4 protein-coding genes are annotated in these 26,821 nt (G+C 74.6%); all 4 read left to right on the top strand.

The features are described from left to right. Nucleotides 1-230: 230 nt before the first annotated feature. From AB0I81_RS49525 to entS, 4 genes are read left to right on the top strand one after another with little or no spacing between them, the layout of a single operon-like run. A complete protein-coding gene (locus tag AB0I81_RS49525) occupies nt 231-4,907 on the top strand; it encodes an amino acid adenylation domain-containing protein (RefSeq protein ID WP_360673773.1) in 4,677 nt (1,558 codons plus the stop codon). After that, nucleotides 4,904-9,415 carry an amino acid adenylation domain-containing protein gene (locus AB0I81_RS49530; protein WP_360673776.1) on the top strand — a complete coding sequence of 1,504 codons (4,512 nt, stop codon included), beginning with the start codon at nt 4,904-4,906 and terminating at the stop codon, nt 9,413-9,415. Before AB0I81_RS49525 ends, AB0I81_RS49530 begins: the two co-directional genes overlap by 4 nt. Further along, entirely contained in the window at nt 9,402-25,577 is a 16,176-nt protein-coding gene (locus AB0I81_RS49535; protein WP_360673779.1) for an amino acid adenylation domain-containing protein, read from the top strand. The genes AB0I81_RS49530 and AB0I81_RS49535 overlap by 14 nt, the downstream gene beginning before the upstream one ends. Further along, nucleotides 25,574-26,821: an enterobactin transporter EntS gene (gene entS / locus AB0I81_RS49540; protein ID WP_360673782.1), complete on the top strand. Its 1,248-nt coding sequence runs from the start codon at nt 25,574-25,576 to the stop codon at nt 26,819-26,821. The genes AB0I81_RS49535 and entS overlap by 4 nt, the downstream gene beginning before the upstream one ends.

Here is a 26,821-nt window from a genome sequence, read left to right on the forward strand (position 1 = left end):
CAAACCTAATAAAGCAAGCCTTCGCCTCCCTTGCAATGTCGGAAATGTCGCCTATGATCCGGCCACCCACCGGTTTGCATGGGATGTCTTGACACTCTTGTCAGGAAGATTAGGTTTGCCTAACCTAAGTTCTTGTTCGCCCGCCGGAAGCGGGCCATCGACACGCGCGCTCAAGCACAGTTCGTTCTGACGACCGAGCCAGGCACGGCTCAAAAGGCGGACAACCCCGTATGGCACCAGATCCCGCGCCGGCGTCCTACGCGCAGCGAGCCCTGTGGTTCCTGCACCGATGGAACGGCCCCTCACCCACCTACAACATGCCCTTCGCGCTGCGCCTGTCCGGCCCGCCCGACGAGGCCGCCCTGCGCCTGGCCGTCGCCGACGTGGCCGCCAGGCACGACATCCTGCGCACCGTGCTCGAACCCCGCGACGACCTGCCCTACCAGCGGGTCCTGCCCGAGTGGCGGGGCGGGCTCACCGTCGTGGACGGCCCGCCGGGCCCGATGGAGCAGGCCGGGCTGACCTTCGACCTGGAGAAGGAGCCGGCCTGGGGCGTGTGGCTGTTCCGTGGCGGGTCGCCGCTGCTGCTGTTCGTGGTGCATCACGCGCTGGCCGACCAGTGGTCCTTCGGCGTGCTCGCACGGGACCTGCACACCGCCTACACCGCCCGCCGGGCCGGCCGCGCGCCGGTCTGGAACGCGCCCGCCCCGCAGTACGCCGACTACACACGATGGCAGAACGGCCTGCTCGGCGACCGGCACGAGCCCGGGTCGGTGATGGCGCGGCAGATCGAGCACTGGCGAGCGGAACTGGCCGGGCTGCCCGAGCGCGTCCCCCTGCCCGCCGACCTCACCGGCCCGGCCCAGGGTGGCGGCGCGGACGTGGAGTTCGCGTTCGGCTCCGGCACGGTCCGGGCGCTGGAGTCCCTGGCCAGGCAGAGCAGGGCCAGCGTGTTCATGGTGGCCCAGGCGTGCGTGGCCGGGCTGCTGCACCGGCTCGGGGGCGGCGCGGACATCCCGCTGGGCGTCGCCGTGTCCGGGCGCGGCGAGCCGGCCTGGGACGACCTGATCGGGCTCGTGGTCGGCTCCGTGGTGGTGCGGGCCGACGTCAGCGGCGGGCCCAGCCTTCGTGAGCTGGTACGGCGGGTGCGGGAGAGCGGGCTGCGCGCCTACGGGCGGCCGGTGATCCCGTTCGACCGGCTGGTCGAAGGGCTGAATCCGGCCCGGTCCGCGGGCCACAATCCGTTGTTCCAGGTCATGACGTTGTTCGAGCGGGCCGGCGAGTCGCACGTGCCGCTGGGCGACCTGAGCGGACAGATCGTGCCCGTTCCCGCCACCACGGCCAAGTTCGATCTCACCTTCGCCTTCGTACACGGGAGCGAGGGGCGGCTTCATGGCGTGCTGAACTACGCGACCGGGATGTTCAGCGCCGGCGCCGCGCGGTCCGTCGCCGAGCGGCTGGTGCGGCTGGCCGACGTGGCGGCGGCCGATCCTGACGTTCCCCTGCACCGCCTCGACCTGCTGGAGCCGGGGGAGCGCCGCCGGCTGGTCACGCTTGCCCATGGCCCTTCCCGGCAGGTGCGCGGGCCTGAGACGTGGGTGACCCGCCGGGTGTCCGAACTCGCCGCGGCCGACGCCGGGCGGGTGGCCGTGGTCGATGAGGGCGGTTCGCTGACGTACGGGGAACTCGACCGCCGGTCGGATCGGCTGGCGCGGCACCTCGTGGCCAAGGGGGCGGGCGCTGAGAGCGTGGTCGGGCTCGTGCTGCCGCGTGGGCGGTGGCTGCTGGTCGCCGTCCTGGCCACACTCAAGGCGGGGGCGACCTTCCTGCCGATCGACCCTGACCATCCACCGGCGCGCAACGCCCACATGTTGCGGGACGCGGGCGCCCGCCTCGCCCTGACCCTCGCCAACACGCCGCCCCTGCCCGACGGCATCGAGGCGGTGACGCTGGACCAACTCCGCGACACCGACACCGACGTTGGCACCTCCACCGGCACCTCCACCGACGCCGACACCAGCACCGGCTCAGCCTTTGGCCCAGCAATCGACCGATCCGTCGGCGTCGCGTCCCTCCCGCTGCCCGGTGCCTTCCACCCCGACCAGGCCGCCTACGTCATCTACACCTCGGGCTCAACCGGGCAGCCGAAGGGCGTGGTGATCAGCAGGCGCGCGCTCGCCACGTACCTGGAGTGGGCGGTGGCGCACTACACCGGTCTGGCCGGGCCCACGCTGCTGTCCGGGCCGCTCACCTCGGACCTCAACATCACCAGCGCGCTCGGACCGCTCATGGCGGGCGGGCACGTGATCGCGGGCGAGTTCACCGACCTGGCGGAGCGGCCCTTCGCGTTCGCCAAGGGCACTCCCAGCCACCTGGCGCTCCTGGACGGGTCGCGTGCCGAGCCGCGCACGCTGGTCGTCGGCGGCGAGGCCCTGACCGGCGCGCACCTGCGAGACTGGCACGGAGTCACGGTCGTCAACGAGTACGGCCCCACCGAGGCGACCGTCGGCTGCGTCATCCACACGCTGATCCCCGCACCCGGCGGCCCGCCCGGAGCCGTGCCCATCGGCACGCCGGCCCCCAACTGCTCCGCCCACCTCCTGGACGACGCCCTGCGCCCCGTGCCGCCCGGCGTGGTCGGCGAGCTCTACCTCGGCGGCGACCAGGTGGCCCGCGGATACCTGGGGCAGCCCGGTCTGTCCGCCTCCAGGTTCGTGGCCAGCCCGTTCGAGCCGGGCCACCGCCTCTACCGCACCGGCGACCTGGCCAGGCGCGCCGGGGACGGCCTCATCGAGTACATGGGCCGGTCCGACGGCCAGCTCAAGATCCTCGGCAACCGCATCGAGCCCGGCGAGGTGGAGGCCGCCCTGGCCACCCACGGGAACGTCGCGCACGCCGCCGTCGCCGCCCACCCGCTCGGCTCCGATCACTCACGTCAGCGGCTCATCGGGTACGCGGTGCCGCGTTCCGGCGGCCTGGACCCCGCCGAACTGCGCGCACACCTGTCCGGTCTCCTGCCCCAGGCCATGGTGCCCGCCGTGGTCGTGGTGCTGGACGCGCTCCCGCGTACCCCGTCGGGCAAGATCGACCGGGCCGCGCTGCCCGCGCCCGAGCAGGCTCCCCGGAGTGTCGCGGCGGCTCGGAACGAGTCGGAGCGGCAGTTGTGCGGGTTGTTCTCCGAGGTGCTCGGGCTGCCCGAGGTCGGCGTGGACGAGGGGTTCTTCCAGCTCGGCGGCGACAGCATCATGGCCATCAGGCTCGTCGGCCGGGCCAGGGCGGCGGGACTGCGCTTCACGGCACGCGACGTCTTTGAACGCCAGAGCGTCCGGTCGCTGGTGAACGTCCTCCCCGGCGGACCCCACGCCCGTTCCGGCGCGTCTGGTCGTGGCGGTTTGGGCGACGCGGCGCGAGGCGGTTTGGGCGACGTAGCGCCAGGCGGTTCGGGTGACGTGGCGCGGGGCGGTTCGGGTGACGTGGCGCGGGGCGGTTCGGGCGACGTGGCGCGGGGCGGTTCGGGCGACGTGGCGCGAGGCGGTTCGGGTGACGTGGCGTGGGGCGGTTCGGGTGAAGGGCCGAGGGCCGATCCGGGTGAGGTGCCGCTCATCCCCATCCTCGCCGAACTGCTCGAACGGGGCGGCGGCTCCCTGCGGGGCTACGCGCAGACCCGGGTGGTGAGCCTCCCGCCCGGCCTCGCACCCGCCCACCTGCCGGCCGGCGTGCAGGCGGTGCTCGACACGCACGACGCCCTCCGCTCCCGCCTGCTGCGGTCCGGCGGATGGCGGCACGAGGTACGGCCACCCGGGCAGGTACGTGCCGCCGACGTCCTGCGCACCGGCCACGACGCCCCGGAGGAGGAGGAACGGCGCGCCGCCGAGAACCTCGACCCCGAGAAGGGCGAGGTGATCGCCTTCGTCCGCCTCACCGGCGACGGACGGGACCTGCTGATCGTGGCCGTGCACCACCTCGCCGTGGACGCCGTCTCCTGGTCCATCCTCCTGAGCGACCTCGCCACCGCCTGCACCCAGGCCGCCCAAGGCGAGCCCCCCTGGCTCCCCGACACCGGCACCTCCCTACGCACCTGGGCCCGCCACCTGCACCAACTGGCCACGGACCACGCGGCGGAGTTGGCTACGGACGCCGCTCACTGGGAGGTCGTCGCCGCGGACGCGGGCGCGCCTCTCGGTGGACGTCCGCTCGACCCCGCCCGCGACACGATCGCCGCCACCAGATCCCTCATCACCACCCTGCCATCGGACACGGTTCCCGCCGGACCGGGGGCGGAGGTGCAGGCGTGGCTGCTCGCCGCGCTCGCGCTGGCCGTGCCACGGTGGCACGGCGGAGCCGCCCCGCCGCTCCTGGTCGAGGTGGAGGGACACGGCCGCGAGGAGGCGCTGCTGCCGGGCAGCGACCTGTCCCGTACGGTCGGCTGGCTGACCAGCCAGTATCCGGTCAGCCTCAGGCTCGGCACCGCCGACCCGGTCGCCGTGATCGCCGAACGGCTGAGCGCCGGCTTCGAGTACGGCCTGCTGCGCCACCTCCACCCCCGCACCGCCCCGCTCCTCGCCCGCAGCCCCCGCGCCCAGATCGGCTTCAACTACTGGGGCCGGATCGCGGCGGGACCCGGCGGCGACTGGTTGCCACTCGGCCAGGACGCCGTGGTCAGGGGCCACGCCGACCCGGCGCTGCCCGTACCGCACTGCCTGGAGGTGAACGCCGCGCTGCACGACACGGAACTACGCGTCCAGTGGACGTGGGTGGACGGCCTGCTGACCGAACGGGAGGTGAGCGAGCTGGCCACCACCTGGGCCCAGGCCCTGCGCACCCTGCGGGACGAGCCCGCGCCCCTCATCGACGATCTCGGCCAGGACGAGCTGGAGCTGCTGCAAGGGCAATGGAGGCCGGCATGAGCGACAAGAACACCCTGCGGGACGTGCTCCCGCTCAGCCCACTCCAGGAAGGCATCCTCTTCCACACCCGCACCGGCCACGACCCGTACACCGTCCAGCTCGACCTCGACCTCGAAGGACCCCTCGATCTCGAACGCCTGCGCGCGGCCGGCGAGGCCCTGCTCACCCGGCACCCCAACCTGCGCGCCGCCTTCCTGACCCGCGCCTCCGGCCAGGCCGTGCAGGCCATCCCGGCCGCCGTGCACCTCCCACTGCGCCACCACGTGCTGGGCGGCGCGGAAGAGGACGGGCTGACGCGGATCAAGGAGGCCGACGCGGCCGAGCGCTTCGACCTCACCGCCTCACCCTCCCTGCGCCTGACCGCCGTCACCACCGGCCCCGGACGCCACCGGCTCCTGCTCACCTACCACCACGTGCTGCTCGACGGCTGGTCGAACTCCCTCCTGGTCGGCGATCTGCTCCGCCTCTACGAACGCGGCGGCGACCCGGCCGGCCTGCCGGGCGCGCCCCCGTACCGGGACTTCCTGGCCTGGCTGCGCGAGCAGGACCGCGACGGCGGCCACGAGCGGGCACTGCAGGTGTGGCGCGAACGGCTGTCCGGCCTGGACGAACCGACCCTCGCCGGCGCGCCGTGGCCGACAGGCAGGGACGAGAGCGGCCCCGACGGTGGATTGCGGCCGGTGGGTTCGGACGGGACCGTCTCCGCCGGCGGGCCGCACAACCGGGTGACGGGGCCGCCCGTGCGGTCGCGGGTCGAGCTGCCGGAGGAGGCGAGCGCCGCGCTGGGCGCGTTGTGCCGGCGGGCCGGCGTCACGGTCGGGGTCGCCGTGCAGGCGGCGTGGGCGCTGCTGCTGCGCGGGCTGACCGGGCGGAGCGACGTGGTCTTCGGGCTGACGGTGTCCGGCCGGGACGCCGACGTGCCGGGCATCGAGTCGATGGTCGGGCTGTTCGTCAACACCGTGCCCGTGCGGGTGAGGCTGGATCCCGCCGAATCCGTCGAGGGCCTGCTGCGGCGGGTGCGCGACGGGCACGCCCGTACGCTCGGCGCGCAGCACGTGGGGCTCGCCGCCGTGCAGCGGGCGGTGGGGATGCGGGAGTTGTTCGACAGCCTGGTGGTGATCGAGAGCCATCCGGTGGACGCGACGCTGCTGGACGGGCGGTCGTTCGGCGGGCTCCGGCTGCGCGGGGTGGGTGGCAGCGACGCCACCGGCTACCCGCTCGCGCTGATCGCCGTGCCCGGCCGCCGGCTCACCCTCACCGTCCACCACCGGCCCGGGGGGGTGGACCGGCTCCCCGAACGGCTGGCGGCGATCCTCACCGCGATGGCCGCGGGACCAGCCCGCGAGGTCGCCTCCCTGCCCGTCACGCTGCCCGCCGAACACCGGGCGCGGGCGCGCTGGAACGCCACCTCCCGGAGCGTCCCCGAGATCGACGTCGTACGGATGTTCAGGGAACGCGTGGCCGAACACCCCGACCGCGTCGCGGTGTCGGCACCGGAAACCACGCTCACGTACGCCGAACTGGACCGGCGCTCCGACCGGCTGGCCGCCCTACTGCGCACGCACGGGGCCGGGCCGGAGCGGGCCGTGGGGGTGGCGTGCGCGCGGTCGGCGGACCTGGTGGCGGCGCTGCTGGCCGTGCTCAAGACGGGCGCCGCCTACGTGCCGCTGGACCCCGACCATCCTGCGGAACGGCTGCGCGCCGTCCTCTCCGACACCTCACCCGTGTGCGTCCTGGCCGACGCCACCTGGCCCGACGATCTCCCCGCCGCCCCGCCGGACGGGTCCGCCTCCTGCCCGGTCCTGCGGATCGGCTCCGTGGCCCTGCCCCCGGAAGCGGAGCCGGAAGCGGATGAGCACCACCACCTGGACCGGCTGGCCTACATCCTGCACACCTCGGGCTCCACGGGCAGGCCCAAGGGGGCGGCCATCACCCATCGGGCGCTGGCCAACCGCCTGCGGTGGATGCAGCACGCCTACCCGCTGCGCGCGGACGACAAGGTCCTGCAGAAGACGCCCGTCACCTTCGACGTGTCGGGCTGGGAGTTCTTCTGGCCGATCACCCAAGGGGCCGAGCTGGTGATGGCCAGGCCGGGCGGTCATCTCGATCCCGCGTACCTGGCCGAGGTCATCGTGCGGCGGCGCGTCACCGTGCTGCACTTCGTACCCACGCTGCTGCGCGAGTTCCTGGCGGGAGCGGGCGACCTCCCCGATCACCACCTGCGGCGCATCGTCTGCAGCGGCGAGGGGCTGCCCGCCGAACTGGTGGCGGCGGCCCGCGCCAAGCTCGGGGACGTCCCCATCGAGAACCTGTACGGACCGACGGAGGCGACCATCGACGTCACCTCCATGCCCTGCGCTCCCCGCTCGGACACCGCCGTCGTGCCCATCGGGCATCCGGTCTGGAACACCGCCACGCACGTGCTCGACTCGTGGCTGCGGCCGGTGCCCGTGGGGGTGGCGGGGGAGCTGTACCTCGCCGGGGTGCAACTCGCCCGCGCCTATCACGCGCGGCCGGGGCTGACCGCCGGACATTTCGTGGCCTGTCCGTTCGCGGCGGGGGAGCGGATGTACCGGACGGGCGACCTGGTGCGCAGGCGGTCCGACGGGGTACTGGAGTACCTCGGCAGGATCGACCACCAGGTCAAGATCAACGGCGTGCGGGTCGAGCTCGGTGAGGTGGAGTCCGCGCTGCACCGGCATCCGCTGGTACGCGAGTGCGCCGTACGCGCGCTGACCCGGCCGGAAGGCGGCGGCTACCTGGCCGCGTACGTGGTGGCGCGGAACGACGGGATCGGCACCGACGAACTGCGGTCCCACCTGCGGGCCCTGCTGCCCGCCGCGATGGTGCCCTCCGCCTACGTGACGGTCGAGTCGCTGCCCCGCAACGCCAGCGGCAAAGTGGACCGCAAGGCCCTTCCCGCCCCGGCCGTCACGGCCTCCCGGACGCGGCGCGCACCGGCCGGGCCCGTGGAGGAGCGGCTGTGCGCGCTGTTCGGCGAGGTGCTCGGGCTGGGCGAGCCGGCCGGGGCCGAGGACGACTTCTTCGAGCTCGGCGGCGACAGCATCCTGGCGATGCGGCTGGCCGCCCGCTCCGGCCCGCCCATGTCGGTCGCCGACATCTTCGACCACCGCACCCCCACCGCCCTCGCCCACCTCGCCACCGCACCCGTCAGCCCACCCGGCAGCCCGGCCAATGGCGTGGCTGGCCGTCCGACCAGCGGCCCGACCAGCGGTCCGGGCGGCGGTTCGACCGGCGGTGCGGTGGACGGCTCGGCGGGTGCCGGGGCGGTGGCGCTTCCGCTGGCCGCGCATCGGTTGCGGCAGTCCGGCCTGCCCGTGGCCACCTACACGATCACGGGCGTCCGCACGGTGAAGTCGCGCGTTACCCCGGAGGCCCTGCGCGTGGCGATCGAGGCCGTGACCGACCGCCACCCGGCGCTGCGACTGACGATCAGCATGCCGCCACGCAGGCCATGGCGCGCCAGAACGAGCCCCTCAGCATCGGCCGGGATGGGCCCCTCCGGATCAGCCGGGATGGGCCCCTCCGGATCAGCCGGGACAGGCTTCTCCACATCGGCCGTCGCGGGCCAGAGCGACGGTCAGGGCGGCGGTCCGGACGACATCGCCGCCGAACTCAGCACCGCCCGGGGCGGCGTCGATCTGGCGGCCGGACGGCCCTTCCACCTGGTCGCCGCACCCGTGACGGAGGGGACCAGGCTGGTCGCCGCCGCACACGCCGCGGCCCTCGACGAGCCGTCCCTGTACCGCGTGATGAACGAGGTGGCCGCGCACCTGGAAGGTGTCCCGCCCGAGGAGGCGGAAGACACGGCACTGGGAGCCGCGACGTCGCCCGGCCTGGCTGTGGCGCCGTCTGGCCCGGCCACAACGTCGCCCGGCTCACCAGCCACGCTGCCGGTCGCGGCCGAGGAACTGGCCGAGGGGTGGCTGGAGGTTCTCGCGACGGGAACCGCCGAGGTGTTCGGCGCGTGGACCCCCGGCGCGGGCGGCAGAGCGCGGCGGCACGTTCCCGCGCACAGGCCGTTCACGCAGGACGAGATCCTGACCGCAGTGGTCCGCTGGTTGAGAGAGACCGGCAGGCTGGGCTCGGCCCCGCTGCTCGTGGACGCCGAGATCACCCGCCCCGACGGCATCGGCGCGTACACCCAGACCTTCCCGCTCCTGGCCCCGACCGGCGGCGCCGACGCGTGCGACCCCTGGTCGTACGAGACGCTGCGGCTCCTGCACCCCCAGGCCGGGACAGCCCTGCGCGCCCGCCCCGCCCGGCAGATCCTCCTGCGCCGCGGCCACTTCGAGCCGGCCGAGCAGGACGGTCCCGCCGAGGCGTCCGAGCAGCACCACCCCTTGATCATTACGCACGCCGAGCACTCGGGACGGCTCTGGCTGACCCACGACCCCACAGCGATCGACGATGTGGCCCCCCTGCTGCGCCACCTGGCCGACCAGCACGCCTCTAGCGACGGAGAGACCTACGGTGACGACCGCTGACACAGCCCTCCTGCCCCTTTCCCGCGCGCAGAGCGGCCTGTGGTTCGCCCAGCAGCTCGACCCGGGCAACCCCATCTACAACGCCGCCGAGTACGTCGAGATCCGCGGGACCCTCGACCCCGCCCGCCTGGCGGACGCGATCAACCGCACCATGGACGAGACCGACGTGCTCCGGGTGCGCTTCGAGAGCGACGGCGACAACAACGGCGGCACGCAGGTCCGCCAGCGGCTGCTGGACGCCTCGCCGTACCGGGCCGAGATCGTCGATCTGTCGGGCGAGGACGACCCGCACGCCGCGGCGCTGGCGCGGATGCGCGCCGACCTGGCCACCCCGATCGACCTGACCGGCCCCGGCCTGGTGGCCCAGGTGATCTACCGGCTGGAGCCCGAGCTGCACTACTGGTACCAGCGGGCGCACCACATCCTGCTCGACGGCTACGCCCACGGCCAGATCCAGCGCCGGGCCGCCGCCCTCTACACCGCCCGGCCGGAGCCGCGGTCAACCGCGTTCCTGCCGCTGCGTGACGCGCTCGACCAGGAGGCCGCCTACCGCGCCTCCCCGCGTTTCGAGGAGGACCGCGCCTACTGGCTGGACCGGCACGAGCGGCTGCCCGCCGCCTCCGGGCTGGCCCGCAAGGCCGGGGAACCGGCCAGGAGCTTCCTGCGCGAGACGGCAGTGCTCGACGCGGAAGGCAGGGGACGGCTGGCGGAGGCCGCGGCCGGGGACCGGGCGAACTGGGTGGAGGTCGTGATGGCCGCGGTGGCGGCCTACCTGCACCGGATGACCGGGGACCGCGTGGTGGTGCTCGGGATGCCGTTCATGGGCAAGCCCGGCTCGGTGTTCCTGCGGGTGCCCGGCACCTGGGTCAACGTCGTGCCGCTGGACGTCGAGCTGAACCCCGGCATGGGACGCGCCGACGTGCTGGACGCCATGCGGCGGCGGCTCACCGAGGTGCGCAGGCGGCAGGACTACCGCTTCGAGGACCTGCGCGGCGACCTGCGCGGCGCGGGCCTGGACCGGCCGCCGTCGCGCGTGTGGCTGAACGTCAAGCCGTTCGACTCGGAGCTGACCTTCGACGGCACGCCGGGCATCACGCACTACCTGGCGGCCGGGCCGGTCGAGGAGCTGACCATCTCCATCTATCCGCGCCACGGCGGGGACGGGCTCTGCTTCGACTTCGACGCCAACTCCTCGCTCTACTCCCATGCGGAACTGCGCGCGCACAAGGAACAGTTCCTGGCCTTCCTCGAACGGTTCGCACAGGCGCCCGCCGACCAGCCGATCGGCCGGATCGACACCATGACCCCCGCGCAGCGGCACACCGTCCTGCACGAATGGGGCGGAGTGGCCGCCGGGGAGGCTTCGGTCTCGGTGACGGAGGCGTTCGCCGCCGCCGTGCGCCGCGCCCCCGACGCAGTCGCGGTCCGGCACCAGGGGACGACCCTGACCTACGCCGAGCTGGACCGCCGCTCCGACGCGCTGGCCGCGTTGTTGCGCGAGCGCGGGGCGGGGCCGGAGACGCTGGTGGCCGTGTGCCTGCCCCGTACCGCCGAGATGGTGAGCGCGGTGCTGGCGGTGCTCAAGAGCGGCGCCGGGTACCTGCCGCTCGACCCGCGCTACCCGCTCCAGCGGGCGGCCCTCGTCATCGGGGACGCCGCTCCCGTGCTGCTGCTGCGCGCCCCCGAGTCGCCGCTGCGCGGCGACGGCCTGAACCTGCCCGAACTCGTGCTGAACGACGGCCTGAACCTGCCCGAGCCCGTGCTGAACGACGGCCCGCTGCCGGAACCCGCCACCGGCTGGTCTCAGCCCGCGCCGGGGCACACCGCGTACGTGATCTACACCTCCGGCTCCACCGGCACCCCCAAGGGCGTCGTCGTGACGCACGCCGGAATCGTCGGGCTGGCGGGATGGGCCCGCGAGATCCTGGGCGAGCGGAACCTCGCACACGTGCTGTTCTCGACGTCGCTCAGCTTCGACGTGTCGGTGCTGGAGATGTTCGCGCCGCTGCTCAACGGCGGCTGCGTCGAGGTGGTGGAGGACGCGCTGGCGCTGCTCGACGAGGAGCGGCTGGACTGGCGCGGCAGCCTGGTCAGCGGCGTGCCGTCGGTGCTGGCCACCGTGCTGGCCGACCCGTCCTTCCGCGCCCGCGCCGGAGTGCTGGTCGCCGCGGGCGAGGCGCTGCCCGCCGACCTGGTCGAGGCGGTGGCCGAGCGCATGCCCGGGTGTTCGGTGCTCAACATGTACGGGCCGACGGAGACCACCGTGATCGCCACCGTGGGCGACGCCGTGCCGGGACAGGGCGCGCCGCCCATCGGGCGTCCGGTGCCGGGGACGCGTGCGTACGCGCTGGACCGGGCGCTGCGGCCGGTCCCGCCCGGCGAGGTGGGCGAGCTGTACGTGGGCGGCGCCGCCGTGGCGCGCGGCTACCTGAACCGGCCGGGCCTGAGCGCGGACCGGTTCCTGGCCGACCCGCACGGCGGTCCCGGCGGCCGCATGTACCGGACGGGCGACCTCGTACGGTGGCGGGCGGACGGGCAGCTCGAATACCTGGGCAGGGCCGACGCGCAGGTCAAGGTGCGCGGCTTCAGGATCGAGCCGGGCGAGATCGAGCACGCGCTGCGGAGCGTGCCCGGCGTGGCGCAGGCGGCGGTGGACGTCCGGGGCGCGTCGCGGCGGCTCGTGGCCTACGCCGTCCCCGCCGACGGTACGCGGCCGGACGCCGGACACGTGCTCGCCGCCGTACGGGATACGCTGCCCGAGTACATGGTCCCCGCCCACCTGGTGTGGCTGGACGCGCTGCCGCTGAACGCCAACGGCAAGCTGGACCGGGCCGCGCTGCCCGACCCCGCGCCCGTCTCCGGACAGCAGGCGGCCGCCCCGGCCACCGGGCTGCAGCGGAAGGTGCGCGCGATCTTCTCGCAGGTGCTGGGCCTGCCGGAGATCGGGTTGCACGAGGACTTCTTCCGGCTGGGCGGGGACTCGCTGAGCGCGGCCAGGGTGACGGGCATCGTACGGGCCGACCTGGCCGCCAGGATCACGATGCGGGCCGTGTTCGACCACCCCACGGTCGCCGCGCTCGCCGCCCACCTGGAGCGCGACGCCGGCCTGGGCCTGGACACCGGCCTGGACGGGCGAACAGAGCACAAGCCGGCGCGACCGGTGATCCCCCGGCCCGCGCGGGTCCCGTTGTCCCCGGCGCAGCGGCGGCTGTGGGTGCTCTACCGGACCGACGGTCCCAGACCCACCTACAACATCCCGCTCGCGGCCGACCTCGACGGCCCCGTGAACGCCGAAGCACTGCGCGCGGCGCTCGCCGACCTGGCGGACCGGCACGAGAGCCTGCGTACCGTCTTCCCCGAGGAACTCGGCCTGCCCGTCCAGCGGATACTTCAGGGCCAGGAGGCGGCGCCGCCCCTGGAGGTCGTGCACGTCACCGAGCAGGACCTCGGCGACGCGCTGGCCGCCGCCGCCCGCCACCCCTTCGACCTGGCCACCGAGCCGCCGATCCGGGCCCGGCTGTGCGTGCTCGGCCCCCGCCGTCACGTGCTGCTGCTCGTCGTGCACCACATCGCCGCCGACGAGTGGTCCACCGTCGTCCTGCTCGACGACCTGACCCGCGCCTACGAGTCCAGGCTCGGGGGCGTGGCCCCCGACTGGGCGGCCCTGCCGCTGCAGTACGCCGACTACGCGCTCCGGCAGGAGGACGCGCCGGCCGACCTGGCGGGCGTCAAGCACTGGGCGGCCCGGCTGGCCGGCGCGCCCGGCGAGATCGAGCTGCCCACCGACCGGCCCCGGCCCTCCCGCGCCGGGCACCAGGGCGGCGTGCAGACCTTCGAGCTCGCCCCCGAGCTGCGCGAACGCATGGAACGCCTGGCCACCGAGCACGGCGCCACCCCGTTCATGGTGCTGCACGCCGCCGTCGCCGCCCTGCTGCACCGGATGGGCGCGGGAGACGACATCTGCGTCGGCGCCCCCGTCTCCGGGCGCGGCGAACCCGCGCTGGACGGGCTGGTCGGGTTCTTCGTCAACCTGCTGGCCCTGCGCGTGGACGTCTCCGGCGACCCGGCGTTCAGCGAGCTGCTGGCGCGGGCGCGCGAGGCCGACCTGGACGCGTACGCGCACCGCGACGTGCCGTTCGAACGCGTCGTGGAGGCCGTCAACCCGGTCCGCTCCCTGGCCAGGCACCCGATCTTCCAGGTCCTGGTCAGCTACCACGCGCTGCCCACCGGCACGGCCGGCGGCACGTGGGGCGCGCGCGAGCCCCGCCTCCTGGACACCGGGACCGCCAAGTACGACCTGACGTTCCGGGTCAGCGAGCGCGGCGCGGGCACGCCGCTGCGCGGCGAGATCGAGTACGCCGCCGACCTGTTCGACCCGGCCACCGCCGCGCTGCTGGCCCGGCGGCTGACGATGCTGCTCGACGCGGTCACCCGCGACCCGGACGCGCCCATCGCCAGGGCCGGCCTGGTCACCGACTGCGAGCTGGCCCGCATGACGACCGATTGGCAGGGGCCCGTACGGGACGTGCCGCCGGGCGCCGTGGACCAGCTCGTACGCAGCCGCGCCCGCAGAACCCCCACCCTCGTGGCCGTAGAGAGCGGCGACGACCGGCTCACCTACGGCGAACTGGAGGAACGCGTCGCCCGGCTGGCAGGCGAGCTGAGAGAGAAGCTGCGGACGCCGGAGCCCGTCGTGGCGGTGGCGTTGCCCAGGGGCGTCGAGCTGGTGGTGGCGTTGCTGGCCGTGTGGCGGGCGGGGGCCGCGTACCTGCCGCTCGACCTCGACTACCCGCCCGCGCGCCTGTCGTACATGTTGCGCGACGCCGCCCCAGAGCTGCTCCTGACCCGCACGGACATGACCGGCCTGCCGACGCTCGGCGACGTTCCCAGGATGGACCTCGACACCGCGGGCCGGGACCGGCCGCCCGTCGCCGACACCCACTACCTGCCCGGCCGCGCCGCCTACGTCATCTACACCTCGGGCTCGACCGGCCGCCCCAAGGGCGTCGTCGTGCCGATGGGCGCCGTCGTCAACTTCCTGCAGGCGATGACGGACCGCGACGGCGTCGGACCCGACGACACGCTGCTGGCCCTGACCACGGTCGGCTTCGACATCTCGGTGCTGGAGCTGTTCGGGCCGTTGATCGCCGGCGGGCGCGTGGTGGTGGCCAGGGAGCACGAGGCCCGCGACCCGGCCAGGCTGCTGGCCGCCGTGCGCGCCGCCCGCGCCACCGTCGTCCAGGCCACCCCCACCCTGTGGCGGCTGCTGGCCGAGGCCGACAACGGCGGCACGCTGGCCGGGGTACGGGCGCTGACCGGCGGCGAGGCCCTCGACCGGGCGCTGGCCGTCAGGCTGCGGGCGCTCGGCGCCGAGGTGGTCAACCTGTACGGCCCCACGGAGACCACCGTCTGGTCCACCCGCGCCCTGCTGACCGCCGACCCCGCCGCCGACCCGTCCATCGGCGTGCCGATCGCGAACACCGTCGTGCACATCCTGGACGACCGGCTGCGCCCCGTGCCCGTCGGCGTGCCGGGCGACCTCTACCTGGGCGGGGCCGGCCTGGCCCGCGGCTACCACGGGCTGCCGGGGCTGACCGCCGGCCGTTTCGTGGCGGACCCGTACGGCGAGGGCAGGCTCTACCGCACCGGCGACCGGGCCCGCTGGACCCACCAGGGCCGGCTGGACTTCCTCGGCCGCCAGGACGAGCAGGTCAAGCTGCGCGGCTTCCGCATCGAGCTCGGCGAGATCGCCGCCACCCTGACCGCCCACCCGCAGGTCGCCCAGGCCACCGCCGTCGTGCACCGGGACGACGCCGGTCACGGCAGGCTGGCCGCCTACTACGTGCCCGCCATCGGCGCCACCCCCGACCAGGCGGAGCTGCGCGCCCACCTGGCCGGCTCGCTGCCCGCCCACATGCTGCCCGCCCACCTGCTGGCCCTGCCCGCGCTGCCCACCACCCCGAACGGCAAGGTGGACAGGCGCGCGCTCCCGGCCCCGCAGGAGGCCCCCGCCGAGGGCCGCACGCCCGCGAACCCCGTCGAGGAACGGCTCTGCGCCCTGTTCAGCCAGGTGCTCGGACGGACCGCGACGGGCGTGGACGACGGCTTCTTCGAGCTCGGCGGCGACAGCGTGCTCGTCGTCCGCCTGGCCGGGCTGGCCAGGGAGCAGGGCATCGTGTTCACGCCCGCCGACGTGTTCGCCAGGCCCACCGTCGCCGCGCTGGCGGCGGCGGCCCGCCACGACACCGGGCCCGCCACGAGCTCCTGGACGCCGCCCGCCCTCGCCGAGGACGACCTGGCGGCCCTGCGCGAACGGCACGGCCCGATCGAGGAGGTCTGGCCGCTGCCCGCGCCCGCCGAAGGTCTCCTCTACCAGACGGAGACGCGGGACGGGCCCGACCCGTACGCGCTCCGCTGGACCCTCGACCTGACCGGACCGCTCTCACCGGGAAGAATGCGCCGGGCCGCGGAAGCGCTCCTGCGCCGCCACCCCGGCCTGCGCAGCTCCGTCACCCGCACCCCGTCCGGCCTGGCCGTCCAGGTCGTGCACCGCACCGCGCCGGTGCGCTGGTACGACCGGCCGCACGAGGAGCCCTTCGACCTGGCCGACCCCTCCCTGATCCGCTTCGAGCTGGTGGCCACCGGCCTGGACCGATGGCGGCTGACCCTGCGCACCCACCACGCCGTGCTCGACGGCTGGTCGCTGTCGGTGCTGGTGGAAGAGCTGCTGACGCTGTACGGGGCGGCCGGCGACGAAGGCGTCCTGCCGCCGGCCGCCGACCCCCGCGAGCACCTGGCCTGGCTGGCCCGCCAGGACCGGGAGGCCGCCCGCCGGGCCTGGTCCGAGCACTTCGCCGACCTCGCCGCGCCCACCATCGTCGCGGACGGCCACTCTGAGGCCCTGCCCGAGCGGCTCGACATCGACCTGCCCGCCGCCCTGACCGCCGAGCTCACCACCCTGGCCAGGCGCAACGGCCTCACGCTGAACACCGTCGTGCAATGGGCGTGGGGCATGTTGCTGGCCCACTGGACGGGACGCGACGACGTCGTGATGCTCGGCATGACCGCCGGCCGCTCGCCCGAGGTGCCCGGCGCCGACCGGATCGTCGGCATGCTGGTCAACACCGTGCCCGCCCGCGTACGGCTGCGCCCCGCCGACACCGCCCTGCACAGCCTGCGCCGCATCCAGCAGGAGCAGGCCGCCCTCATCGAACACCACCACCTCGGCCTGGCCGACATCCAGCGCGCGGCCGGGCAGGCGGAGGTGTGCGACACCTTCGCCGTGTTCGACAACTTCCCCTTCGACCAGCGCCGCCTGAACGCGCTCGCCACCACCGCCGGCCTGCGCGTGGAGGAGGTGGACGGCTTCGACGCCACGCACTTCCCGATCGGCGTCACCGCGCTGCCCGGCGAGAGCCTGCGCCTCGTGCTGCGCCACCGGCCCGGCGCGCTGCCGGACGAGCGCGTGCACGCCGTGGGCCCCGCGCTCACCCGGCTGCTGGCCGGCCTCGTGGCCGACCCCGAGCGCCGCGTCGGCCGCTTCGACCTGCTCACCGACGCCGGACGCCGCCGCGCCCTGCTGGAGGGCAACGCCACCGGCGCCGGCGTCGAGCCCGCGACCTGGGCCCGGCTGTTCGCCCGGCAGGTCGCCCGCGACCCCGGGGCGATGGCCGTCGAGGACGGGCGGAACCGCATGACGTACGCCGAACTCGACCGCGCCTCCGACGCCGTGGCGGGGGCCCTGACCGCGCGCGGCATCGGCGGCGGGGACTTCGTGGCGGTGCTGCTGCCCCGCTGCGCCGACGCCCTGGTGGCCATGCTCGGCGTGCAGAAGGCGGGCGCGGCCCACGTGCCCGTCGATCCCGCCTATCCGGCCGAGCGCATCGCCCTCATGCTGGGCGACACCGCGCCCGCCGCGCTGCTCACCACCCGCGAGACGGGGCCGGACCTGCCCGGAGCCCTCCTGCTGGAGGACCTGATCTCGGAAGGCGGCGCGGGCGTGGGCCCGGCGTCCGGTACAGACGTGGGTGACGCCGCGTACATGATCTTCACGTCCGGCTCGACCGGACGGCCCAAGGGCGTCGTCGTCACCCACGCCGGCCTGGCCGACCTGGCCGAGACCATGATCGACGCGTTCGGCGTGGGTCCGGGCAGCCGGGTCCTGCAGTTCGCCACGCTCAGCTTCGACACCTCCGTCTGGGAGGTCGTCATGGCGCTCATGACGGGCGCGACGCTCGTGTTCGTGCCCGACGCGCGCAGGCTCGGCGCGCCGCTCGGCGGCTTCATCGCCGAGAGCGGCATCACCCATCTCACGCTGCCGCCGTCCGCGCTGGCCGAGCTCGCCGAGGAGGAACTGCCGCGCGACCGCGTGGTGATCGTGGCGGGCGAGGCATGCCCGGCCCCGCTGGCCGCCCGCTGGGCCGTGCGGCACCGGGTGTTCAACTCCTACGGGCCCACGGAGACGACCGTGGACGCCACCCTCTGGCGGTGCCGTCCCGACGATGCCGCCGGGCCGCTGCCGATCGGCGGGCCGGTGCTGAACACGCAGGTGTTCGTGCTGGACGGGGCACTGCGGCCGGTGCCGGACGACGTGCCGGGAGAGCTGTACGTGGCCGGGGACGCCCTGGCCCGTGGCTATCACGGACGCCCCGGGCTGACCGCGAGCCGCTTCGTCGCCCACCCCTTCGCCCTCGGGCGGCGGGTCTACCGGACCGGCGACCTGGTACGGCGGCGTGCCGACGGCTCTCTGGTGTACCTGGGACGCACCGACGACCAGGTCAAGATCCGCGGGTTCCGGGTCGAGCCGGGCGAGGTGGAGTCGCTGCTGGCCGGGCATCCCGCCGTCCGCCAGGTGGCCGCCGTCGTGCGGGCGGACCCGCGCGGCGAGCCCAGGCTCGTGGCCTACCTGGTCACCGATCCCGAGGCGCTCGGGTCCGTACGGGAGCTGGCCGCCGACCGGCTGCCCGAGTACCTGCGGCCGTCGGCGTACGTGCTGCTCGACCGGCTGCCCACCACCCCGCACGGCAAGCTCGACCGGGCGGCGCTGCCCGCACCCGAGCAGGCCGCCGCCCCGGACGGCGCGGAGGAGATGGACGAGCGGCTGCGCCTGGTGGCCGAGGCGTTCACCGAGGTGCTCGGGGTGGAGCAGGTGGGGCCGGACACCGACTTCTTCGAGCTGGGCGGGCACTCGCTGCTGGCGATGCGGCTGGTCACCCGGCTGTCGGCGGCGACCGGCGGCGAGCTGGAGGTCCGGCACGTCTTCGACCGGCCCACCGTCGCCGAACTGGCCGAGTTCGTGACCTCCGCCGCGGCCGGCCGGCCGCCGGAGGAGACGACCTCGCGCGCCGGGACGCGCGACGCGCGTGCCAACGGGGCGGCAGAGGGGCCGCTGTCCGAGGCGCGGCTTTCTGAGGGGCCGCTGCCTGAGGGGTCACTGCCCGAGTCACCGCTGTCTGAGGCGCCGCTTTCGCCCGCTCAGCAGCGGCTGTGGTTCCTGGACCGGCTGGAGGGCTCGTCCAGCGCCTACAACACCGGCGTCATGCTGCGGCTGACCGGCGGGCTCGTCGATCCGGAGCCGTTCCGGCTGGCCCTGCTCGACGTGGCGGCCCGGCACGACGTGCTGCGCACCGTCTACCCGATGCGCGGGCACGGCCCGGTGCAGCGCGTACTCGACGTCGCCGACCTGGCCGGACGGCTGCGCGCCGACGTGGTGGACCTGCGCGGACGCCAGGACCGTGACGAGGTCATGCGGGCCGCGCTCAACCGGCCCCACCACCTGGAGTCCGAGCCACCGCTGCGGCTGACGTTCTTCAGGACCGCCGACGACGAGCACCTCATGCACATCGGCACCCACCACATCGCCTTCGACGGCACCTCGGCCCAGATCCTCCTGCGGGACCTGACCGCCGCCCACGCCGCACGCGTACGCGGACTCGCCCCCGACCTGCCGGCCCCCCGCACGCGCTACGCCGACTACGCCCGCCATCTCGACGACACCATGGGCGACCCAGCGGATCCCGGCTCGCGCGCCGCCGCCGAGCTGGCGTTCTGGACCGGACGGCTGGCCGGCGCGCCCAGACGGCTGAACCTGCCCCTCGACCGGCCGCGACCGGCGGGCGGGGCGCAGGAGGGCCGCGTGCTGGACCACGCGCTGGACGCCGGGCTCTCCCAGAGGTTGCGCGGGCTCGCCGCCTCCCGCCGGATGAGCGTGCTGACCGTCTTCCAGGCCGCCGTGGCCGTGCAGCTCGCGCGGGCCGGCGCGGGCGAGGTCATCCCGCTCGGCTCACCCGTGGACGTACGCACGGACGAGAGCCTGGCCGAGGTCGTCGGCTTCTTCGTCAACACGCTCGTCTTCACCGCGGACCTGTCGGGCGACCCGCGCCTCGGTGACCTGCTCGACCGCATGCGTGCCGGCAACCTGACCGCGATGGAGCACGCGCGGGTGCCGTTCGAGCAGGTCGTCGAGCACCTCAACCCGCCGCGCGAGGCCGCGGTCAACCCGCTCTTCCAGGTCCTCGTCTCGTACGGGACCGCGCCCGGCGTCTCCCTCGCCTTCGACGGGCTGCGCGCCGAACCGCACTACCTGGAGACCCGCACCACCAAGTTCGACCTCGTCTTCCACGTCTTCGACGGGGGAGCGGGGGAGCCGCTGGAGTTGTCCGTGGTGTACGCGACGGCCCTGTTCGACGAGGACACCGCGCGGCAGCTGCTGTCCGGGGCGGCCGACGTGCTCGCCCAGGTCGCCTCGCACGCCGAGGTCCGCCTGTCGGACCTGGCCGGATCCGTCCCGCCGGCCGCCGCACCGCCGCTCACCCCGGCGCAGCGGTGGTGGCTGGGCGGCGGGCTGCCCGACATCACCGTCCGCCGGCTCGCCCTTCCGCCGGGGACCGACGACTCGGCGATCGTCGGGGCGTTGCGGGGATGCGTGTCCCGGCACGACGCGCTGCGCACCCGGATCTGGCGCGACCGGGCGTCCGGCCTGTGGCGGACCGCCGTGCTCGACGGGCCCGAGGTGCTGGCGCTGCGGCTGCTCGGGCACGCCGACGGTCTCGCGGAGGCCGAGGAGATGCTCGCCGGGATGCTCGATCTCGCTGCCGGGCACGTGTTCGCGGCGGTCCGGGCCGGTGACGGCGACCTGGTGGTCGGCGCGCACCCGGCGCTGGTGGACGAGCAGTCCTGGGATGTCCTGGCCACCGAACTGCCCGGCGACCGGATCGCCGAGCCTTCAGGCGGCCGGGGCGCCGGGCTGCCAGGCGGCGGGGGCGCTGGTGGCTCCTCCTTCGCGTCCTATGCGGCGGCGCTCGCCGCGTCGGACGGCACTCTGGAAGACGACGCGGAACCGTGGCTCGACCTGGCCGACCGCATCGCCGCCACCGGCCCCATGTGGCCGCACGCCGGCTCTGAGGACGGGCGGGTGCCGGGCGCGGGTTCCGAGCGGGCGCAGGTGCCGGGCGAGCCGGGTCGAGCGCTGGCGCTGGCCGCGCTGGCCGGTGCCCTGGCCGGTGCGGGCGTCACCGAGCCGGTGCTGGTGGACGTGTGCGAGCCCGACCGCGAGCACGACCACACCACGGTCGGCCCCCTGCGCCGGATCTTCCCGGTCCTGCTCGACGCCGACCTGCTGGCCATCGCACGAGCGGCCGGTGACGACCCCGCACCGCTGCTGGCCGCGCTGGCGGAGGTGCTGCCCCGCGACCGGCAGGCGGCCATCGCCTACGGGATCGCCCGCCACGACCGGCCCGACACGGCCGAGTTCCTGGAGGAGATCCCCCAGGCCGGGATCCTCCTCACGCTCGGCGGCACCCCGGACGCGAGCCCGCCGCCCGGCTACGCGCTGACCTTCACCACGCATCGCCAGGTGGAAGCCGCGTGGTCCGACGGCACCGACCGCGAGACCGCCCGGACCATCCTGCGCGGGTGGGCCGACCGGCTGACGGCCTGGGCTTCCGCGGAAACCGCCGCCACGACCCCGCCGGTCGCGACCGCGGCCTCGGCGGCCGCTGTCCCGTCGGCCTCCGGTCCCGCCTCCCAGGCGATCGGCGTCAGACCCCTGGTGGAGCTGAGCCCGTTCAGGCGGCAGTGGCTGGAGAACAGGACCGGTCCGCTGCGGGACGTCCTGCCGCTGTCGCCGCTGCAGGAGGGCCTGCTGTTCCACCTCATGCTCGCCGACACCACCGGCGAGGTGTACCTCACCGAGAACACCCTGCACCTGCGGGGCCCCCTCGACCCCGCCCGCCTGGCCGGGGCGGTCGCGGCGGCGCTGGCGAAGTTCCCCAACCTGACCGCGGGCTTCTTCAACGTCGGCGACACCACCGTCCAGGCCGTCCCCGAGCGGACGGACCTGCACTGGACGGAGCGGGACCTGCGCGGCGAGCCGGACACGGAGGAGGCGTTCGAGGAGTTCCGCACGCGCGAGGCGGCCAGGCCGTTCGACATCGCCCGGCCACCGCTCATCAGGTTCGGCCTGGCGCGACTGGACGAGGACGAGCACCGGTTCGTGGTGTGGGCGCAGCACATCCTCATGGACGGCTGGTCGATCTCGCTGTTCCTGCTGTCCGTGCTCTCCTTCTACACCGATCCCGAGTCGGAGGCCCGGCGGCGCGTCTGCGACTTCCGTACCTACCTGGAATGGCTCGCCGCGCAGGACCTGAGCGTCGCCGAGGACGCCTGGCGCGAGGCACTGAGAGGGGTGGGCGCCGCGGGCCTGATCGCGCCGCACGCCCAGGACACCGGGGCCGATGCCGGACGGATGGACGAGCTGGAGCGGGAGCTGCCCGCCGAGTTGTCGGCCCGACTCGACCGGCGCGCCAGGGAGCTCGGGCTGACCGCGAGCGCGCTGTTCGAGCTGGCCTGGGCCGTGCTGCTGCACCAGCACACCGGCGCGGACGAGGCGGTGTTCGGGCTGCTCAGCTACGGCCGGCCGCCCGAGATCGACGGCATCGAGAGCACGGTCGGGCTGCTGTTCAACACCGTGCCCCTGCGGGTGCGCACCGCCCCCGGCGACAGCCTGCGCGCCCTGGCCGCACGTTCCAGGGACGCGCGCATGACCGTCGTACGCCACCCGTACGTCGGCCTGGCCCGCATCCAGGAGCTGGCCGGCCGGCGCAACCTGTTCGACACGCTGTTCGTCTTCCAGAACCAGCCCAAGGTCACCCCCGACCAGCGCTGGGGCGCGGACGGCGAGCTGCGGGTCGAGGGCAGGGACCTGCGTGACGCCACCCACTACCCGCTGACCATGGTGGTCAGCCCGCCCGACGGCACGGCCAGGCTGCGCATGTTGTTCCGCACGGACGTCTTCCAGGGCCCGGACGCCACCGAGATCCTGGCCGGGTACGTGCGGATCCTGTCCGCGTTCGCCGACGACCCCGACCGGCCGATCGCCCGCATCGAGGCGGTGTCGGAGCGGGAGCGGGCGCACCTGCTGGACGAGCTGAACCCCGTGCCCAAGCTGGTCCCCGACCTGTCGATCGCCGACCTGCTGCACCAGCGGGCGCGGCTCGTGCCCGACGACCGGGCACTGGTCAGCGGCGACGTCCAGCTCAGCTTCGCCGAGCTGGAAGCGGCGTCGTCGCGGCTGGCCCGGCTGCTGATCGGCAGGGGAGTGGGCGCGGAGAGCGCGGTGGCGCTGGTGCTGCCCCGGTCCGAGCTCATGGTGGTGGCGCTGTTCGCGGTGTTCTCGGCCGGAGCCGCGTACGTGCCCATCGACCCCGAATACCCGGCCGACCGGATCGCGTACATGATCGGCGAGGCCGACCCCGTCGTGGTCCTCACCACGAGCGGCCTGGCCCACCTGGTCGAGCCGGGGGACCGCGTGGTGGTGCTGGACGGGCCCGAGGCGGTGGCAGAACTGGCGGCCACCTCGCCCGAACCCATCCCCGCCGGGGAACGGCACGCCCCCGCCGGGCTCGCCCACCCCGCGTACCTGATCTTCACGTCGGGCTCCACCGGCCGCCCCAAGGCCGTCACCGTGCCCTACAAGGGCCTGACCACCATGTACTTCAACCATCTGGAGAACATCTTCGACCACGTCACCGCCCGCCAGGACGGCCGGCGGCTGCGCATCGCGCACACCACCTCCTTCTCCTTCGACGCCTCGTGGGAGCAGCTGTTCTGGCTGCTGGCCGGGCACGAGGTGCACGTCATCGACGAGGACACCCGGCGCGACCCGGCGCTGCTGCTCGGCTACTTCGACCGCGAACGCATCGACGGCTTCGACGTCACGCCCTCCTACGGCACGTTCCTCGTCGAGGCGGGCCTGCTGGACCGGCCCAGGTGCGGCGGCCAGGCCCCGCCGGACGCGCCCGGCCTGGTGTTCTTCTCCCTCGGCGGCGAGGCCGTGCCCGCCGGGCTCTGGAACAGGATCCGCGAGGCGAAGGGCGTCGAGGGTTACAACCTGTACGGGCCCACCGAGTACACCATCAACGCGCTCGGCGCGGACCTGGCCGAGAGCGCGACCTCGACCGTCGGGCGGCCCATCTGGAACACCCGCGCCTACATCCTCGGCCCCGGGCTGCGGCCGGTGCCCACGGGTGGCGTCGGTGAGCTCTACCTGGCGGGCGACGGGCTGGCCAGGGGCTACCACCGGCGGCCGGGCCTCACCTCGGGGCGGTTCGTCGCCGATCCCTTCGGCGAGCCGGGCGGGCGCATGTACCGGACCGGCGACCTGGCCCGCTGGCGGCCCGACGGGATGATCGACTTCCTGGGGAGGTCGGACGGACAGGTCAAGATCCGCGGCTACCGGATCGAGCCGGGCGAGGTCGAGGACGTGGTCACCGCCCTGGACGGGGTGGGGCAGGCCGCGGTCGTGCCCCGCACCGACCCCCAGGGGGCGGTGCACCTCGTCGCGTACGTGGTGCCCGCCAAGGAACGGGCCGGAGTGGACGCCGAGCGGGTCCGGGCGGAGGTCGCGGCGGTGCTGCCCGCGTACATGGTGCCCGCCGCCGTCGTCACGCTGGACCGGCTGCCGCTCACCGTGAACGGCAAGCTCGACGCCGACGCGCTGCCCGAGCCGGTCATCGCCGCGCCGGGCGCGGGTGAGCAGCCGCGCGGACCGGAGGAGAACGCGGTCGCGGCGGCGTTCTGCGAGGTGCTCGGGCTGGCCGAGGTGGGCAGGGACGACGACTTCTTCGCTCTGGGCGGGCACTCGCTGCTCGTGGTACGGCTGGTCGGACGGCTGCGGGACGCGATCGGCGCCGTCTCCGTCCGCGACGTGTACGACGCCCCGACCCCGGCGGCCCTCGCGGCGCGGGCAGGCGGGCAGGGTGGCGCGAGCGGGCTGCAACCACTCCTGGAGATCCGCGGCCCGGGACGTTCCGCCACACGTGGCCTCCCGCGTGCGGAGGAGGGCTCCTGCGGAGGTTCGCGCACGGAGGAAGGCGCGCCGGTCTTCTGCTTCCATCCGGCGGGCGGTCTGGGCTGGTCCTACACGGGGCTGCTGCCGTACCTGCCGGGTGAGCAGGCGATCTACGCCCTTCAGGAGCCGCTGCTGTCCGACCCGTCCGCCCCGGCGCGGAGCTTCGAGGCCGCCGTGGCCGGCTACCTGGCCAGGATCAGGGAGGTCGCGCCGTACGGGCCGTACCACCTGGTCGGCTGGTCCTACGGCGGGCTGGTCGCGCACCGCGTCGCCACCACGTTGCAGCGCGAAGGGGAGCGGGTCGCGTCGCTGACGGTTCTCGACGCCTACATCACCGAGACCGGTGACGGCGGCGCGGGCGGGGACCTGCACGCCGAGGCCATGGCGTACGTCGCCGCCTCGGCCGGGCTCGACCCCGCCGCGCTCGACCTGTCCGACCGGGCGGAGGTCTACGCGCGGGTGCGGGCGGGGGAGAGCGTGATGAGCTCGTTCGACGAGGCGGCGCTCGACCGGATCGTACGGTCCTACCTGCGGCACAGCGAGCAGATGGGACACGCCGCCTTCGAGGTGTTCGACGGCGACATGTTGTTCGTCGGCGCCTCGGTGGGCGCGCGCCCGGACGGGGCCGAGGCCAACCGGGCGGCCTGGCGGCGGCAGGTCAGCGGCCGGCTGCTCGATCACGCCGTACCCGTCGATCACCACACGCTCGGCCGCGCGGCCGGCTGGTCCGCCACGGGAGCCCTGATCGCGGCCCACATCACGGGAACGGCCGCCCCGGAGACAGCCGGTGTCGAGGGAGGCGGCAGCCGATGAGCGTCATACGCAAGATCACTCTTGACCTGTCCCCGCTGCGGCGCTTCCCCTCCTTCCGGCTGGTGTTCACGGCCAGGCTGGTGTCGCTGTTCGGCATCGGGCTGCTCATGGTCGCGGTCCCGGTCCAGGTGTACGGCCTGACCGGCTCGGCCGTGCACCTGGCCGCCGTGGCGACGACCTCGGGCGCGTGCGTCTTCGCCGGCACCCTGACCGGCGGCCTGCTGGCCGACAGGTTCGACAGGCGCCGCGTGATCCTGACGGCCAGATCGGCGGCCGGCGTCGGGTTCCTGCTGCTGACCCTCAACGCGCTGCTGCCCGAACCGTTGCTCTGGCCGATCTACGCCCTGGCCGCCTGGGACGGGCTGGCCGCCGGGATCAGCGCCAGCACCCTGACCACGCTGGTGCCGACCCTGGTGGACCGCGACGACCTCCCGGCCACCGGCGCGCTGCTCAGCCTGACGGCCGACCTGTCGGCGATGATCTCGCCGGCGGTCGGCGGGGTGCTGATCGCCGCCTGGGGAGTCGGCGCGAACTACGCCGCCGCCGCGGTCGCCACCGCGTTCACCGCCTACGGCGTCAGCCGCCTGCCGCCCTACCCGCCGGCCTCGGCGGCGGCCCGCGAGTCGCCGGCGCGGGCGATCGCCTCCGGCCTGGCCTTCGCCGTACGCCATCGCACGGTCAGGAGCGTGCTGCTCGCCGGGTTCGCCACGATGTTGCTCAGCGGCCCGGTCGTGCTGCTGCCCGCCCTCGTGGAGACCAGGCTGGGCGGCGGCGAGGCCACGCTGGGCCTGCTCTACAGCGCGCCCGCCGTCGGCGCCGTGCTCGGCTCGCTGACCAGCGGCTGGATCGCCGGGGCGCGCCGCCCGGGGATGGCGCTGCTGGCGGCCATGCTCGCCATGGGGCTGGCCGTGCTCGGCACCGGCCTGAGCGTCACCGCCGTGCTCGCCTTCCTCGCCCTCACCGGGTACGGCTGCGGCCGGGTCCTGACCGACATCCTCCGCTTCACGCTGCTGCAGCGGAACACCCCCGACGAGATCAGGGGCCGCATGTCCAGCCTGTGGCAGGCCCAGGTCGTGGCCGCCGCCGCCGTCGGATCGATGGCGGCGGGGCTGCTGGCCGAGGCGTTCGGCCCGGCGACCGCACTGGTCTGGTACGGCGCCGCCGCCGCCCTGCTCGTACTCGTCCTGGCCGCGTTCCTGACCCCGCTGCGGGAACGCGGCGACCAACCAGCCCACCTTTCCTGA

It is taken from the genome of Nonomuraea sp. NPDC050404 (genome assembly GCF_040655495.1).
Taxonomy (GTDB): domain Bacteria; phylum Actinomycetota; class Actinomycetes; order Streptosporangiales; family Streptosporangiaceae; genus Nonomuraea.